At 63.7% G+C, this 14,187-nt stretch carries 12 protein-coding genes; 7 read left to right on the top strand and 5 right to left on the bottom strand.

Annotated features, from left to right (window positions below):
• The first annotated feature begins 20 nt into the window (after nt 1–20).
• On the top strand, nt 21–296 hold the full coding sequence (flgM, locus tag DOM45_RS09915) for a flagellar biosynthesis anti-sigma factor FlgM (RefSeq protein WP_110599983.1): 276 nt from the start codon (nt 21–23) through the stop codon (nt 294–296).
• Between the two features lie 39 nt (nt 297–335).
• Nucleotides 336–788 carry a flagella synthesis protein FlgN gene (locus DOM45_RS09920; protein WP_110599985.1) on the top strand — a complete coding sequence of 151 codons (453 nt, stop codon included), beginning with the start codon at nt 336–338 and terminating at the stop codon, nt 786–788.
• A gap of 70 nt (nt 789–858) precedes the next feature.
• Here DOM45_RS09920 and DOM45_RS09925 read toward each other — a convergent pair whose 3' ends face one another.
• Complete coding sequence (locus DOM45_RS09925; protein WP_110599986.1) at nt 859–1,236, bottom strand: histone-like nucleoid-structuring protein, MvaT/MvaU family; 378 nt, start codon at nt 1,234–1,236, stop codon at nt 859–861.
• Between the two features lie 516 nt (nt 1,237–1,752).
• Between DOM45_RS09925 and DOM45_RS09930 the strand changes: the two genes are divergently transcribed.
• The 4 genes from DOM45_RS09930 to DOM45_RS09945 all read left to right on the top strand — a co-directional run bounded on the left by DOM45_RS09930 (nt 1,753) and on the right by DOM45_RS09945 (nt 5,164).
• Nucleotides 1,753–2,688 (top strand): GGDEF domain-containing protein, encoded by a 936-nt coding sequence (locus tag DOM45_RS09930; protein WP_157958394.1) that lies wholly within the window; start codon nt 1,753–1,755, stop codon nt 2,686–2,688.
• A gap of 171 nt (nt 2,689–2,859) precedes the next feature.
• A complete protein-coding gene (locus DOM45_RS09935) occupies nt 2,860–3,492 on the top strand; it encodes a hypothetical protein (RefSeq protein WP_110599988.1) in 633 nt (210 codons plus the stop codon).
• Nucleotides 3,489–4,235, top strand: coding sequence for a DUF3307 domain-containing protein (locus tag DOM45_RS09940; protein ID WP_110599990.1), 747 nt, complete (start codon nt 3,489–3,491; stop codon nt 4,233–4,235). Before DOM45_RS09935 ends, DOM45_RS09940 begins: the two co-directional genes overlap by 4 nt.
• Nucleotides 4,232–5,164: an N-acetylmuramoyl-L-alanine amidase gene (locus DOM45_RS09945; RefSeq protein ID WP_110599992.1), complete on the top strand. Its 933-nt coding sequence runs from the start codon at nt 4,232–4,234 to the stop codon at nt 5,162–5,164. The genes DOM45_RS09940 and DOM45_RS09945 overlap by 4 nt, the downstream gene beginning before the upstream one ends.
• A gap of 1 nt (nt 5,165) precedes the next feature.
• Here the strand turns inward: DOM45_RS09945 and DOM45_RS09950 are convergent, their stop codons facing one another.
• On the bottom strand, nt 5,166–5,717 hold the full coding sequence (locus DOM45_RS09950) for a helix-turn-helix domain-containing protein (protein WP_110600470.1): 552 nt from the start codon (nt 5,715–5,717) through the stop codon (nt 5,166–5,168).
• A 157-nt stretch (nt 5,718–5,874) separates the two neighbouring features.
• Between DOM45_RS09950 and DOM45_RS09955 the strand changes: the two genes are divergently transcribed.
• Complete coding sequence (locus tag DOM45_RS09955; protein WP_110599994.1) at nt 5,875–7,068, top strand: benzoate/H(+) symporter BenE family transporter; 1,194 nt, start codon at nt 5,875–5,877, stop codon at nt 7,066–7,068.
• A gap of 2 nt (nt 7,069–7,070) precedes the next feature.
• On the opposite strand, the gene DOM45_RS09960 is transcribed toward DOM45_RS09955, so the two are convergent.
• The 3 genes from DOM45_RS09960 to DOM45_RS09970 all read right to left on the bottom strand — a co-directional run bounded on the left by DOM45_RS09960 (nt 7,071) and on the right by DOM45_RS09970 (nt 14,081).
• Complete coding sequence (locus DOM45_RS09960; RefSeq protein ID WP_110599996.1) at nt 7,071–7,973, bottom strand: transglutaminase family protein; 903 nt, start codon at nt 7,971–7,973, stop codon at nt 7,071–7,073.
• Between the two features lie 28 nt (nt 7,974–8,001).
• Complete coding sequence (locus tag DOM45_RS09965) at nt 8,002–10,530, bottom strand: circularly permuted type 2 ATP-grasp protein (protein ID WP_110599998.1); 2,529 nt, start codon at nt 10,528–10,530, stop codon at nt 8,002–8,004.
• Between the two features lie 176 nt (nt 10,531–10,706).
• The gene (locus DOM45_RS09970) at nt 10,707–14,081 is read right to left on the bottom strand and encodes a transglutaminase family protein (protein WP_110600000.1); all 3,375 of its coding nucleotides are present in this window, start codon (nt 14,079–14,081) and stop codon (nt 10,707–10,709) included.
• Between the last annotated feature and the right edge of the window lie 106 nt (nt 14,082–14,187).

The raw sequence follows: 14,187 nt of genomic DNA on the forward strand, positions 1-14,187 counted from the left end.
CCAGCCATGAGGTAACGACTTTGAAAATCGACCAGACACAGCCGCTGACTCGCCCCACGCAGAACGAAGCCGCCGAGCAGCGCAAGAGTGTTGAATCGCTGGGAAACGCCAAGACGGCGGCCGGTTCGACCACGACGTTGAGCCAGATACCGACCGCTGACGATAGCGGCGACATCGACACTGCTCGCGTCAACGACATTCGCCAGGCCATCTCCGAGGGCCGGCTCGAACTCGATACCGGCAAGATCGCCGACGGCCTGATCCAGAGCGTCCGCGACATGCTGGGTGAGCGTTAATCATCTGACTGACTTCAGGTCCGGATTCAGGAATCTTTCATGACGCCAGCCGAATTGCTCCGCGAACAACAGGCCCTGCTGCAAGCGTTCGCCGAAACCCTGGATGCCGAGGCCACTTGCCTGGGCTCGGGTAACGCCGATGGAGAGCGTCTCAGCACGCTGGCGGCATCGAAGCAAAAGCAACTGAGCGAGCTTGATCGACTCGAAGGTCTACGCAGGGAGCAGCAACGGTCGCAGGGATTTGGCGTCGGCAGCCAAGGCGCGGCCCAGTTCGCCAATGCCACCGGCATGGACGAGACCTGGCAGCGTATTCGCCGGTTGGCGGAACAGGTTCGCCAAACCAACCGTCTCAACGGCCACATTATCTCCCAGCGGCTGGAGCATAACCAACAGGCCATCGATTTCCTGAATCGTGCCATTGGTGGCAGCGTCTACGGGCCAAGCGGCCAATCCCGACATGGCGGCTTCGGCGGGATCAGTTCCAAGGCCTGAAAAGCAGAACCCTCCGCCAAAACGATGGCAGAGGGCTCTTTAGACCAAGCGAAGTAACAGTAGTAAATGCTCAGTCTTCCGTTCTGACGACCCAAGATTCGACGGTATCGCCGCCGTGCTCGTCTTTCCAGGCCTTCAAGGTCTTGTGATTGCCGCCACGCGTCTCGACGACTTCACCAGTCTTGGGGTTCTTGTAGATTTTCAGCTTGCGCTTGCGGCGTCCTCCAGTGGAGCTCGCCGGCGCTGCCGAAGCCTGGGAGCCCTCGGCCGGACTCAACAGTTCCATGACGTCCCGCGTCGTCTTGCCGTATTCCGCCATCAGTGCCTCGAGCTTCTCCTTGAACTCGAGTTCGGATTTCAGGCGCTGATCACCCTCCATGCGCTTCAGCTCTTCTTCAAGCTGCTTCAGGAGCTGTTCTTTCTTGACATAATCGCTGAGTAGAGACATTCGTCGTTCCGTTGCGGATTGGTTTAAGCGAAGACATTATTGCCGATATTTACAGAGTTGCAAGGCTTGTCGGGATGATTTTTTTAAAGCATACCAATTACCGCTATTTATTAACTCACCCTTCCTTTCACTTCTTATCCGCGAACTGACTCCAAGCGATGACCGCCCGACACTTGCCACAAGGAAAACCCCACCGCCGAACTGAGCGCAATGTTCATCTCGGCAAAAAAAGCAGCGCCAGGGATATTCCGATGCCGATTTGATTGTTAAGACTTTATTCGAACAGGCGGCCTTTAAGATTACCAGCCTGCAAAACCTGGATCAGCGCACGCTAAATCAATGACATCTAATTACTTATGGTTCCGACGATAGCGCTACAGTTCGCCTACGGAACGTCGATATTGAACTGGAGGCCACGCGTATCCCCGCCTCGGCACGAGGGGGCACACGTTCCACTCATCCGACGACGGACTGCGGTCTTCGGCAACCAGGACATCGGTTCAAGACATGCCGAAAATGAAAAACTATTTATCGGCCCGGACACTGGGGGTCCTCGCCGGGATCTGGATAGGCAGCTCGCTGGCCACACTGACGGCGGCCTGGCTCGTGACGACCGCGGGCGGTACCTTGGTGACGGTCATACTGGCCGGTCTGCCTGTCGGGTTCGCGGGGCTGGCGGCCACGCTGTGGCTGATAAACCGCCAACTACTGGTGCCAGTCAGGCGCATGACCGATCACGTCCGCCTCGAACATGACTTCAGTACCACGCCTCGTGAAATGCCCTTCGATCTCTCCAGCCGTGCCGATGCCGTCGGTCTGCTGGCACGGCAACTCCAGCGATTGATCGAAGAGTCCAGAAGCCACCACGCCGCGCTACTGGAGCAGACCCTCAACGATCCGCTGACGGGACTCGGCAATCGCCGGATGCTGGAAAAGCGCCTGGATATCCTGGTCCCGCTGAGTCGCCGGCTGAGCTGTACGGTATCGGCGATGATGATCGACGTGGATCATTTCAAGGCCTTCAACGACAACTATGGCCATCCGGCAGGCGACAGCTGTCTCGTGGATATCGCCGGGGTGTTGAGGGATACTTTTCGGCGAGAGACCGATGTCGTGGTGCGTCTCGGCGGTGAAGAGTTCCTGGTACTGCTGATCAATACTGGCCATGAGGAAGCCCGGGCCCTGGCAGACGCGATGCGAGGCATGATCCAGGCGCTGGGGCTGCCGCATGAGTACTCTCCCGTTGCCCCCGTCGTCACCGTCAGCGTTGGCGTGGTAACGAGCCCCAACGGCCTGTTGATCGATATCGACGAAATGATCAACCACGCGGATCAGGCACTCTACGACTGCAAGGAACACGGGCGGAATCGGGTGGCGGTGAGACTGATCGGTGCCGACAACACGCCGGCAGCGCATACCACTGCCGTTGATTCGGCCACCCGGACATCATAGGGATAACAAAATTTACAAGCATGCACTGGATGAATATCCAGTAGTCGTTTACCTTCATCTTATCGATATCTTCAGCGTCCTGCCTTAATAGCTTTTTTTATGCATAATCGCAAAAATAGCTTTTTTAATCTATAATCCAGCTGTTTCACCTGGATATCGATAAGGAGTCTCATGACATTGATCGGCGTGCTCAGTGGAGACATCGTTGCCTCCCGCGATATTGCCGACAAACGCAAGTTGCGCGGCACGATCGATACCGGCATCCAGCGTCTCGGCCAGACGCTGGGTGCCGTGGGCACGCGGTTCCGTGGCGACGCCTTCCAGCTGGCCGTTCCGGGGATCGAAGACACTATCGTCGCGGCTGTCCTCATGCGTGCCAGCCTGCTCGAGCACTCTCCCTCTCGACGCCAGAGCTGGGACGCACGAATCGCCATCGGGATCGGCGAGGGTGAAGTGCCCGCGCCGGAAGACTTCATCAATGCGGATGGGGAGGCCTTCGTGCGCTCCGGTCAAGGTCTGGACGCGTTGGGCCAAGGCCATCAACGCCTGGGCCTGTTCCTCCCGTCTCCCCAACCGGATCTGAATCTGCTGATTCAGTTCGCCGATGACATCATCAGCCACTGGAGCCACAACGCCGCGGAAGTGGTTCGCCTGAGCCTTACCTCCGATCACTCCCAAAGTGAACTGGCCAAACGCTTGGAACGCTCGCAACCGACCATCAATCGCCGCCTGAGCGCGGCGCGCTGGTCGCTGATTCACGCCTTTCTCGAGTTCACCCGAGAACGCCTGGAGGCCATGAAATGAGCGAAACCGGCCTGTCGCTGCTCTTGGCGCTGCTGCTGTCGCACACCGTCGCCGATTTCATCCTGCAGAGTGACGCCTGGGCGCGCCAGAAGCAGCAATACCATTTCCGCGCGCGCTCGCTCTACTGGCATGTCGGCATCCACATGCTGCTGTGCCTGGCCATCCTGATCGCGTTTGGCATTCCCTTGCGTGAAGCCTTGATCGGCACGGGCGTCGTGGGTTTGACTCACTGGATGATCGACACGCTGAAAAGCTACATGCCGGCCCAGCGCGTCAGTTTTTTCGTCGTCGACCAACTTCTCCACCTCCTGGTTCTGATCGCCGTCTGGTGGTGGCTGATCGATGGCAGCGCCCTGCCCCTCGCCATCGATCTGAGCCTGTTATGGCAACCCCGAACGCTGCTGACCGCCCTGGCATATCTGCTGGTCCTGCGCCCGGCTTCGGTCCTGATCGCGCTGATCATGCGTCGCTGGAGCCAAGGCGTCGACACCCGCGGTACCCTGGCCGACGCGGGCGCCCGAATCGGCATGCTGGAGCGTTTTCTCATCCTGACATTCGTACTGAGCAACCAGATGGCCGCGATCGGCTTTCTCCTGACCGCCAAGTCGGTGCTGCGTTTCGGCGACCTCTACGAAGATCGCGACCGAAAACTCACCGAATACGTGCTGCTGGGCACGATGTTGAGCTTCTCGATCACCCTCACGCTAGGCCTACTGACACGTTATCTGCTGAGTGTGCTATGAAGCCCCCTTTCACGCGGTCACTGCACCAACTCGTCGCCCTGCTAGCGGTGGCGGCGTTGGCCGGCTGCGCCGGTTCATCGATCATGGAGACCCGGCCGGGTTACGTGGCGGACCACACCTACCAGTCGCAGGCCTACAATCACCGCGTCCGCTACCTGGTCCTGCACTATACCGATTCCGAAGCGCCCCGAGCCCTTCGCACGCTGCTTGGCCCCCATGTCAGCTCGCACTACCTGGTGGCTCGGCAGCCGAAGGCCGAAGGCGACGCCCCCCGAGTGTGGCAGCTGGTCGACGAAAAGGACCGGGCCTGGCACGCCGGTCTCAGCGCCTGGGAGGACCGCACTCAGCTCAACGACACCTCCATCGGTGTCGAGATCGTGAACCGTGGGCCCCGCGAAACGGCTTCGGGTAGACAGTGGCAGCCCTATCCGGATCCGCAGATCGAGGCCGTCATCGCGTTGGCGAGAGATATCATCCAGCGTTATGACCTTCCTCCGACCTCGATTCTGGGCCATTCGGACATCGCGCCCTCGCGCAAGATCGACCCGGGGCCGCGCTTTCCGTGGAAAAGGCTTCACGAAGCCGGCGTGGGAGCCTGGCCCGACGCTGAAGATACCGATACCTATCGACGTCGTTTCGCGCACTGCTCGCCAACCATGGCGCAATACCAACACGCGCTGAGCGCCTACGGCTATCGACTGGCGACGACGGGCATCCTCGATGAGCAGACCCGTGACGTCACCAGAGCGTTCCAGATGCATTTTCGACCCGCCAACTACGCCGGCCAGCCGGACGACGAGACCGCCGCCCTTCTCTGGGCGCTGCTGGCTCGCTATCGGCCACAGACGCTGGTGGGACCCGATCTGGCCGTGCCGAGGGGCTGTCTCGAGCCGAGGCAAGAGACTGTCGGCAGCGCTGGAATACAGTGAATCACGCGCTGAAAGGATAGTGAATCAGATCGTGAACCTTCGCTGGCGCCGGCCCCCGGTTGCGATAGCCATGCGGCTGGTCGGCCGCGAAGCGCAGCACTTCCCCTGCTACCAGCGTTTGCCATGCCCCCTCGACGAAAAGCTCCATCTCGCCTTCCAGCATGACCACGTGCTCGATCACCCCCGGCGCATGCGGCGATGACTCGCTCAGACAGCCCTGAGGCAGCTCGATCGCGAACATCTCGAACCCCAGCACCGGATCGAACGCGAACAGCGGCGTGACGATCATGCCGGAGGCATCACGGTGCCTGGGAGGTGACGTCGGTCGATGCACCACACCGCTCTCACCGACCAGGAAACGCGACAGTGGCGCCTGCAGGCCGCTGGCGATCTTCCACAGCGTCGCGACGGTCGGGGTCGACTCGCCCCGCTCGATCTGGCCCAGCATCGCCTTGCTGACACCGCAAAGCCCGGCGACCCGATCGAGGCTCAGGCCGCGCTCAGCGCGGAACCGTTTCAGGCGCTGCCCGATAGCCGCAAGATCTGGACTCATCATCCCTCCCAATGCTGACACTCCCGGCGCCAGGTACAGACCCGCTCCGGACCGATTTCGTTGCGACACTCCGCCAGTATCGTGCGCGACAGCGGAGATTGTCGAAATCCGCAATGTGCGTTATAACGCACACTCAATATCGATTTCGAGCATCGACATGGCACGTCTTCCGGCCGAGCGCCGACCCACTCCGCCTCCATTCACCGCCTCGCACATCACGGCGGGGTTCGTCGCCGTGCTGGTCGGCTACACCAGCTCCGCGGTGATCATCTTCCAGGCAGCGGCGGCGGCAGGCGCGTCGCCGGCGCAGATCGGTGGCTGGCTGAGCGCGCTCGGTCTCGCCATGGGCCTCACCTCGATCGGCCTCTCCCTGCACTTTCGACAACCGATTCTGACGGCCTGGTCGACGCCGGGCGCGGCCCTGCTGGCCACCAGCCTGCCGGGCCTGCCACTGAGCGAGGCCATCGGCATCTTCCTGTTCAGCGCCGCACTGGTCGTCGTGTGCGGCGTCACCGGCTGGTTTGCCAGACTGATGCAGATCATCCCCCAGTCCATCGCCGCCGCCATGCTGGCGGGTGTGCTACTGCGCTTCGGTCTCGACGCCTTTGCATCGATGGAGACCGACTTCATCCTGGTGCTGTCGATGTTTCTGACCTATCTCGTCGCCCGGCGCTGGCTGCGACGGTACGCCATCCTGCTGGTGCTGGCGGTGGCGCTCGGCGTCGCCGCCCTGCTGGGCAAGATCGACGCGGCGGAGACCCACCTGATCCTGACGCTACCGCAACCCATCTGGCCGACCTTCTCGCTGTCCAGCCTGATCGGCGTGGGCATTCCACTCTTCGTGGTGACGATGGCCTCTCAGAACGCCCCCGGCGTGGCAACGCTGCGGGCAGCCGGCTACGATACCCCGGTATCGCCATTGATGATCTGGACCGGGCTGACAACGCTTCTACTGGCGCCGTTCGGCGCGTTCAGCATCTGCCTGGCGGCCATCACGGCGGCCATCTGCATGGGACCCGACGTCCACCCGGAGGCCGACAAACGTTATCCCGCGGCCATATGGGCAGGCGGATTCTACCTGCTGGCAGGTCTCTTCGGCGGCTCGATCGGGACGCTCTTCGACGCCTTGCCCCAGGGGCTTGTACTGGCGATAGCCGGACTCGCGCTTCTACCGACCATCGGCAGCAGTCTTCATCGCGCGCTACTGGAGGCCCACCAGCGTGAGGCCGCCCTGGTGACCTTCCTGGTCACCGGTTCCGGCGTCACGCTGTTCGGCGTGGGTGCAGCGTTCTGGGGGCTCGTGGCCGGCATGCTGGTGCTGATCACCGCCTCCCCGCGGCATCCGAACTGATCTCAGATACCGCTCAAGGCCCCTTGCCGAAAGTCATCCCCGGGGCCTTCGATCGGCTCGACATCCACCGCCACCTCGAGTTCGTGGGCACCGCCACCGTTCATGACCCCTTTGAGCGGTGGCACATCCCCGTAGTCCCGTCCCCACCCCAGCACGAGGTGGCGCTCGCCCGGCACACTGCCGTTGGTGGGATCGTACTCTAGCCACCCCCAGTTCGGGATGTGCACCGCCACCCAGGCATGCGAGGCATCGGCGCCGACCAGGCGCGGTTGTCCGGGCGGCGGCAGCGTCTCGAGGTAACCGCTGACGTAGCGTGCCGACAGTCCCAGAGAGCGCAGGCATCCGATCATCAGGTGGGCGAAGTCCTGGCAGACGCCACGTCGCGCTTCCAGCACCGTCAATACCGGAGTCGCCAGAGACGAGAATTCGGGATCGTAGGTGAAACTCTCGAAAATCCTGCGATTGAGATCGTCGACACCGTCTCTCAGCGACCGCCCCGCTGGAAAGCTGGGCGCGGCGAATGCGCGCAGCGCCGTCTCCCGGGACACGAATGGAGAATCGAGCTGGAATTGCCGCAGTTCCGGCGTACGGCTGGCATGACGCGCCGCGGATTGCCAGTCACCGTCGACCTCTGCCGGCGGCAGCGGCCGCCCCAGTGTCTCCAGGCAGGTGGTGGCCGTGACCGACAGCGCCATATGAATCTCCTGGACGCTGAAGAAGTTCACCCGATTGCCGAAGAAGTCGACCCGCTGGTGGCTGACCGCGGGCCGCGGCACGATATCGAGCGCGGTGTCATCGACCCGCTGCCAGGAGAGCGCTCGAGGCACCACGCGTGCCTCGTTGTGACACAGCGATACCGGCGCGGCGTAATCGTAACGGGTCGAGTGGCGGACACGGTAACGCATGACGAAATCCTGTGACGGTAGAGACGACCTATGGCGCCTGCATGGGGACCAGCTGACGGGGCGTTTCGACGTGGCTGAAATGGCTGTGCTCGATGGCGAGCGAAAGGCTGCCGAGCGGCTCGGCCAGCGCATCCAGCAGTACCGCCAGGGCCTGCCTGGCATCGTCGTCGTCATCCAGTCTCGAGAGCCGTTCCAGATCGGCCAGGTGCAGCGCCGACCGCGCCTGGATCAGCAGGCGGGCCTCTTCACTTCGGTAAGGAGTATTGCTGGGCTGCGGCAGGCGTCCGATCTGGCGCTCCAGCCGCTTGAACATGTAGCCCACCGAGCGCGGATTGGCCTCGTCGAACAGCAGCAGGTCGAGAATGGCCGCGGGATGAAGCTCGCTCCGATACCGTCGCCGGTAGGCTGTCGCATTATCGGTCGTGGCCAGGACCACGTCCCACAGCGACTCGCCGGCATGAGCCGAATCGATCAACGCCAGCCGCAACAGGGTCAAGGTCGCCAGAGAGCGCTCGAGGAAACGCCCGATATCCATGAAACGCCAGCCGAAATGGTGAGGCATGGTCTCGTTGCACAGCCCGAAGAAGGCGGCGAGTTGGGTGATCACCGTCTCCACCGATCGACGCCCCTGGTCGATGCCTGCCAGGGGTAGGCGGCCCGACTCCTGCCGCAGTTGATTGAAGACCCGCCAGGCATCGTCGCCGAGATGATCGCGTACCGCGCGGCAGTTGTTGGCCATGCGCGAGACGAGCGTCGGCAGGCTGCCGTCCCGATCCTGCTGGAACAGCGCCAGCAGACGCTCGCGATACGCGGAGAAGCGCTCCTCCGTCATCTCGTCGGGCGAGAGTGCCTCCGGCTCCATCAGGTGCAGGATATCGGCCAGCGTTTCATCCGCGAGCCCTTCCTGGTCCTGCTCGAACAGGCGGTAGAGCGCCTCGCGCAGCAGCCGGGAACGGACATCGAGACGCTCGCCATAACGCCCCACCCAGAACAGGCTATCGGCAACGCGACTGGGAAGGTCGGCACCGTCACGCGTCACCACCAGAGGCTGTCGCGAACGTCGCAACCGGCTGACATGAGGCTGCGGCTCGTAGGCGGTGACCCAGACGTCCTTGACGCACTGGCTGGATCGCATGGCGGTTTCCGGCGAGCCCTGCCAGGCCACGCCTCCGGGCATCACCTCGTAGTCGGTGAAGCGGTGGTCCGCGTCGAAGACCGCCTGGCTGAAGCAGCGAACATTGAATGTCGAAGGCGTCAGGCGGCCGCAGTCGCGACTGAAAAACGGCGCGGTGGCGGCGACCAGCGGCTGCTGGGCCACGTACCGGTCCGGCTGAGCGACGATCGACTGGCGCAGCCGTCCGGCCGCCTCTTCGCTGAGTTCGGCGGGAGAGACCCGATTCCGATCTCCATCGAGGCGCTGGAAGTCCAGCGTCTCGAAGCCCGCCATCGCCCAGGCGAGCCCTTCCGGTTGCCCGCACCAGTGGCGTTCGGGGCTGCCGATCTGCAACGTCTCGCCGAGCAGGCGCTCGCACAGTGACGGCAGGTAGGCGGCGATCAGGGGGTGCTCCAGCGCCCCCACCCCCGGCGGGTTGGCGACCCCGACGCCGCCTGCCCGTATCGCCTCCAGCAGGCCCGGCACGCCGATCAGCGAGTCACCACGCAGTTCCAGCGGATCGACCCAGCCGTCGCCGATATGGCGCAGCAGCACGTCGACGGGCTGGAGGCCACCCAGCGTGCGCATCCAGAGCCGTGAATCCCGCACCACCAGATCCCCGCCCTCCACCAGTGCCAGATTGAGATAGTTGGCCAGATAGGCGTGTTCGAAATAGCTGTCGTGGCCAGGCCCCGGCGCCAGTAGCGCAATGGTGGGATGATCGAGATTGAATCGTGACAGCGACGACAGCGAGTGGTGTTGCGTGGCGAGAAACCCGGCCAGTCGCTTCAGCGGTGCGTTGCGGTAGAGGTCCGGCAGCGCGCGGGCCATGGCGATACGATTTTCGAGGGCGAACCCCATCCCCGAGGGGGACTGGACACGGTCGGCCAGCACCTGCCACTGGCCATCGGCGTTCCGGGTCAGGTCCACGCCGTGCAACAGCAATCCCGAGTCATCGTCGCTGAAAAGTTGATCGCATGGCAGCAGAAAGGCGGGGTTGGCATACAGGGCATCGGCCGGCAGGATGCCCTCCGCCAGCATCCGACGGGGGCCGTACATGTCCTTGAGCACGGCGGCCAGCAGCCGGCTGCGTTGACGCAGGCCCTGCTCGAGGCGTTTCCATTCCCGTGGAGAGATCACCAGAGGCAGCGGATCCAACCACCACTGCCGGCGACTGCCCGTTTCATCATTGGGCAGGTTGTAAGTCACGCCATTCTCGTGCAACAGGTGCTGCACTTCCTCCGCTCGCTGAACCAGCGACTCACGCCCCAGTCGTTCCAACTGGTGGAGCAGCGGCAGCCAGCGCCGACGCACCGAGCCATCGGAAGCGACCAGCGCATCGTGAACATCGCCGGAGGTGTAGGTCTCCAGCCAGGAAGGGCGAAGCGTCTCGGTTACTACCATCGTCTTTTATCTAAGTGTGCGCCGGGACTCCTTCCCAGCGGCCGTTCATCACCGAGCTCCTGCCGGTGTCGTGGGACCGGCCAGATCGCCGCCCCCTCTCTCGACTGTAAAGCGCTGGGCTGCCAGCGCTCGACCGAAAAACGTGCGCCCCAACGAACGGCGCACCGGAACCGAACCTAGCCAATCCCTGTCGTCCGCTCGCGTAGATCCAGGGTATACGGGTAATCGTCACTGATCGATGCGTCGGGCACGTCGTGGGTGCCCTGCCGATGGCCATGAGGCTGAAACCGCGCCAGGCGACGCGCCTCGGCCTCATTGGCATTGACCGGGAAGGTCTCGAAGTTGCGCCCAGCCGGATGCGAGACATGATAGCGGCAGCCGCCGATCGAGCGCCGGTTCCAGGTGTCGACGATGTCGAACACCAGCGGCGCGTGAACCGGGATCAGCGGGTGGAGCGCCGACGGCGGCTGCCAGGCGCGGTAGCGTACCCCGGCCACGGCCTCGCCATTGCGCTCCGTGGCCCGCAACGGCACGCGGTGGCCATTGCAGGTCACCGCGTAGCGATCACCGCTCATCCCGGCTACCTTCACCTGCAGCCGCTCCACCGAGGAGTCCACGTAGCGCGAGGTGCCACCACCGGCGGCCTCCTCGCCAAGCACGTGCCACGGCTCGATCGCCTGACGCAGCTCCAGTTCGACGCCCTGATACTGCACGCGCCCGAGGACCGGGCAACGAAATTCCAGGAACGGGGCGAACCACTCCGGTTCGAAGGCCATTCCATCGTTGCCGAGTTCGACCAGTATCTCCTCCAGGTCGCGCCAGAGATAGTGCGGCAACATCCAGCGATCGTGCAGCGCCGTTCCCCACCGGACCAGGTTGCCGTATGCCGGGCGGTCCCAGAAGCGCGCGACCAGCGCACGGATCAGCAGACCCTGCATCAGGCTCAGGCGAGGGTGCGGCGGCATCTCGAACCCGCGTAACTCGAGCAGCCCCAACCTGCCGGTGTCGCTGTCCGGCGAGTAGAGCTTGTCGATGCAGAATTCGGCACGATGGGTATTGCCGGTGAGGTCGGTCAGCAGATGGCGGAAGAGCCGATCCACCAGCCAGGGCTGCGCGGCCTCCTCCCGACTCAACTGGCCCAGCGCGATCTCGAGCTCGTGAAGCGACTCGTGCCGTGCCTCGTCTACCCGCGGGGCCTGACTGGTCGGGCCGACGAACAATCCCGAAAAGAGGTAGGAGAGCACCGGATGTCGCTGCCAGTAGCTGATCAGGCTACCCAGCAGCGCCGGCCGACGCAGGAACGGCGAATCCGCCGGCGTCGCTCCGCCCAGGGTGACATGATTCCCGCCACCGGTGCCGGTGTGGCGGCCGTCGAGCATGAACTTCTCGGCTCCCAGACGCGTCTGCCTGGCCTCCTCGTAGAGGATCTCGGTCTGGGCGACCAGTGCCGCCCAGCTCGGCGCCGGCATGATATTGACCTCGATCACCCCAGGATCCGGGGTGATCATGAATTGCTTGAGGCGCGCATCGGCGGGCGGCGGATAGCCCTCGACGAACACCGGCATCTCGAGCTCAGCGGCCGTGTGCTCGATCGCCGCGATCAACGCCAGGTAGTGTTCGACCTCTGTCACCGGCGGCACGAAGATGTAGAGCTGACCGTCGCGCGTCTCCAGGCACAGGCTGGTACCGATGACATCGGGCTGGTCGTTGATCGCAGCGGCATCGTTATCCCCGCCAGCGTGGCGGTTACCGCTCAACGCGTTGTAAGGCAGACTTTCGGCGCTCTCCAGCTGCGCGTCGGTTCCCGCCTCCGGCCTCGCCACGGCATGCCTCACCGCGTGGTAACGGCGCGTCACGCCGACGTGCGGGTCGGCCATGGCCGCTGGCGGCGCCCACAGCGACCGTGGCTGATCGACACCTCGGAACGCCGACTGGGGTAGTGACGACAGCGGCAACCGCAGCCCCATCGGTGAATCGCCCGGAATCAGGTAGAGGTGATCGCGTCGCAGCGGCCACTCACCGCTCTGCCAGCCACCCAGCCGCGGGGAATAGCGCAGCGGTAGCGCATACCCCGTGACGGTGCCGAGCCCCCTTTCCAATAGCCGGGCCAGCCGGCGGCGCTCTTCGTCGTCGTCGAGATCGTGCTCGCGGGGATCCACATCCACCGCCAGCGTCTGCTCGCGCCACAGATAGTAGATGGCATCCTCGTAGCCCGGCAGCAGATGGCCAGCGTCGACCCCCAGATGCGCCGCAAGGGCCTCGCCGAAGCGTAACGCATCCGCGGTGGCGTAACCGGGGTCGGCGGTTTCATCCGCCAGCCAACGATCGTCACGCCATACCGGCACCCCGTCCTCGCGCCAGTAGCAGGCCAGCGCCCAGCGCGGCAAAGGCTCGCCCGGATACCACTTGCCCTGGCGATAGTGCAGTAGGCCCCCGGGCGCGAACGCCCGACGCAGACGCTTGAGCAACTGGCCGGAGAGCTTGCGCTTGGTCTCCCCCTGAGCCGCGGTGTTCCACTCGTCGGCCTCCATGTCGTCGACAGACACGAACGTCGGCTCGCCCCCCATGGTCAGCCGTACGTCGCCGGCCGCCAGCCGTTGATCCACCTGCGCTCCGAGCCGGTCGATCGATCGCCACTGTTCATCGCTGTAGGGCCGGGTGACGCGGGGATCCTCGTGAATCCGCTCGATACTCATGGCGAAATCGAACGTTACCTCGCACTCGTCGGAATAGCCGACGATGGGCGAGGCGCTGGTGGGTTCCGGTGTCGCGGCCAGCGGAATGTGGCCCTCGCCTGCCAGCAGTCCGGAGGTCGGGTCGAGCCCGATCCAGCCGGCGCCGGGCACGAAGATCTCTGTCCACGCGTGCAGATCGGTGAAGTCGGTTTCGGTGCCGGAAGGACCATCGATCGACTTGACGTCCGCCGTCAGTTGGATGAGGTAACCGGACACGAAGCGCGCCGCCAGGCCGAGGTGGCGTGCGATCTGGACCAGCAGCCAGGCGGAGTCCCGGCAGGACCCGCGGGCTTTCTCCAGGGTCTCTTCCGCGCTCTGGACACCTGGCTCCATTCTCACCAGGTATTGGATGTCCTGCTGCAGGCGCTGGTTGAGCTGCACCAGAAAATCGGCGATGGCGAAGTCACCCTTGGGCGCCCCGGCCAACCATTTCGCCAGCCGCGGTCCGCGCTCGCGAATTTCCAGATAGGGCGCCAGCTCCTTGCGCAGCGCCTCCGGATAATCGAACGGGTAGCGTTCGGCATAGCCCTCGACGAAAAAGTCGAACGGGTTGATCACCGTCATCGGCGCGATCACCTCGACCGATACGTCGAGACGCGTCAATGGCTCGGGGAACACCACGCGGGCGATGAAGTTGCCGAAAGGGTCCTGCTGCCAGTTGAGGAAGTGCGGCTTGGCCGAGATGTTCAGTGAATAGGCCTCGATCGGCGTGCGGCAGTGCGGCGCCGGCCGCAGTCGAATCAGATGCGCGGAGAGGCCGACCGGGCGATCGAACACGTAAGAGGTACGGTGAGACAACGCAACACGTAAGGTCATGGCGATCTCTTGGTCGAGTGAGGGTCTCGTCGTGGACTTCGTGACACAAGATTGAGCAAATTCAGGCTAACAGGGTAGGCATTTAGCGTGACAGCGACATAGGCCT

Source organism: Salinicola lusitanus, from assembly GCF_003206045.1.
GTDB classification, from domain to species: Bacteria; Pseudomonadota; Gammaproteobacteria; order Pseudomonadales; family Halomonadaceae; genus Salinicola; species Salinicola lusitanus.

Coding starts and splice junctions, on each gene's coding strand:
- DOM45_RS09920 (WP_110599985.1), top strand. CDS start 336: ATGACGCCAGCCGAATTGCTCCGCGAACAACAGGCCCTGCTGCAAGCG.
- DOM45_RS09925 (WP_110599986.1), bottom strand. CDS start 1,236: ATGTCTCTACTCAGCGATTATGTCAAGAAAGAACAGCTCCTGAAGCAG.
- DOM45_RS09930 (WP_157958394.1), top strand. CDS start 1,753: ATGAAAAACTATTTATCGGCCCGGACACTGGGGGTCCTCGCCGGGATC.
- DOM45_RS09935 (WP_110599988.1), top strand. CDS start 2,860: ATGACATTGATCGGCGTGCTCAGTGGAGACATCGTTGCCTCCCGCGAT.
- DOM45_RS09940 (WP_110599990.1), top strand. CDS start 3,489: ATGAGCGAAACCGGCCTGTCGCTGCTCTTGGCGCTGCTGCTGTCGCAC.
- DOM45_RS09945 (WP_110599992.1), top strand. CDS start 4,232: ATGAAGCCCCCTTTCACGCGGTCACTGCACCAACTCGTCGCCCTGCTA.
- DOM45_RS09950 (WP_110600470.1), bottom strand. CDS start 5,717: ATGAGTCCAGATCTTGCGGCTATCGGGCAGCGCCTGAAACGGTTCCGC.
- DOM45_RS09955 (WP_110599994.1), top strand. CDS start 5,875: ATGGCACGTCTTCCGGCCGAGCGCCGACCCACTCCGCCTCCATTCACC.
- DOM45_RS09960 (WP_110599996.1), bottom strand. CDS start 7,973: ATGCGTTACCGTGTCCGCCACTCGACCCGTTACGATTACGCCGCGCCG.
- DOM45_RS09965 (WP_110599998.1), bottom strand. CDS start 10,530: ATGGTAGTAACCGAGACGCTTCGCCCTTCCTGGCTGGAGACCTACACC.
- DOM45_RS09970 (WP_110600000.1), bottom strand. CDS start 14,081: ATGACCTTACGTGTTGCGTTGTCTCACCGTACCTCTTACGTGTTCGAT.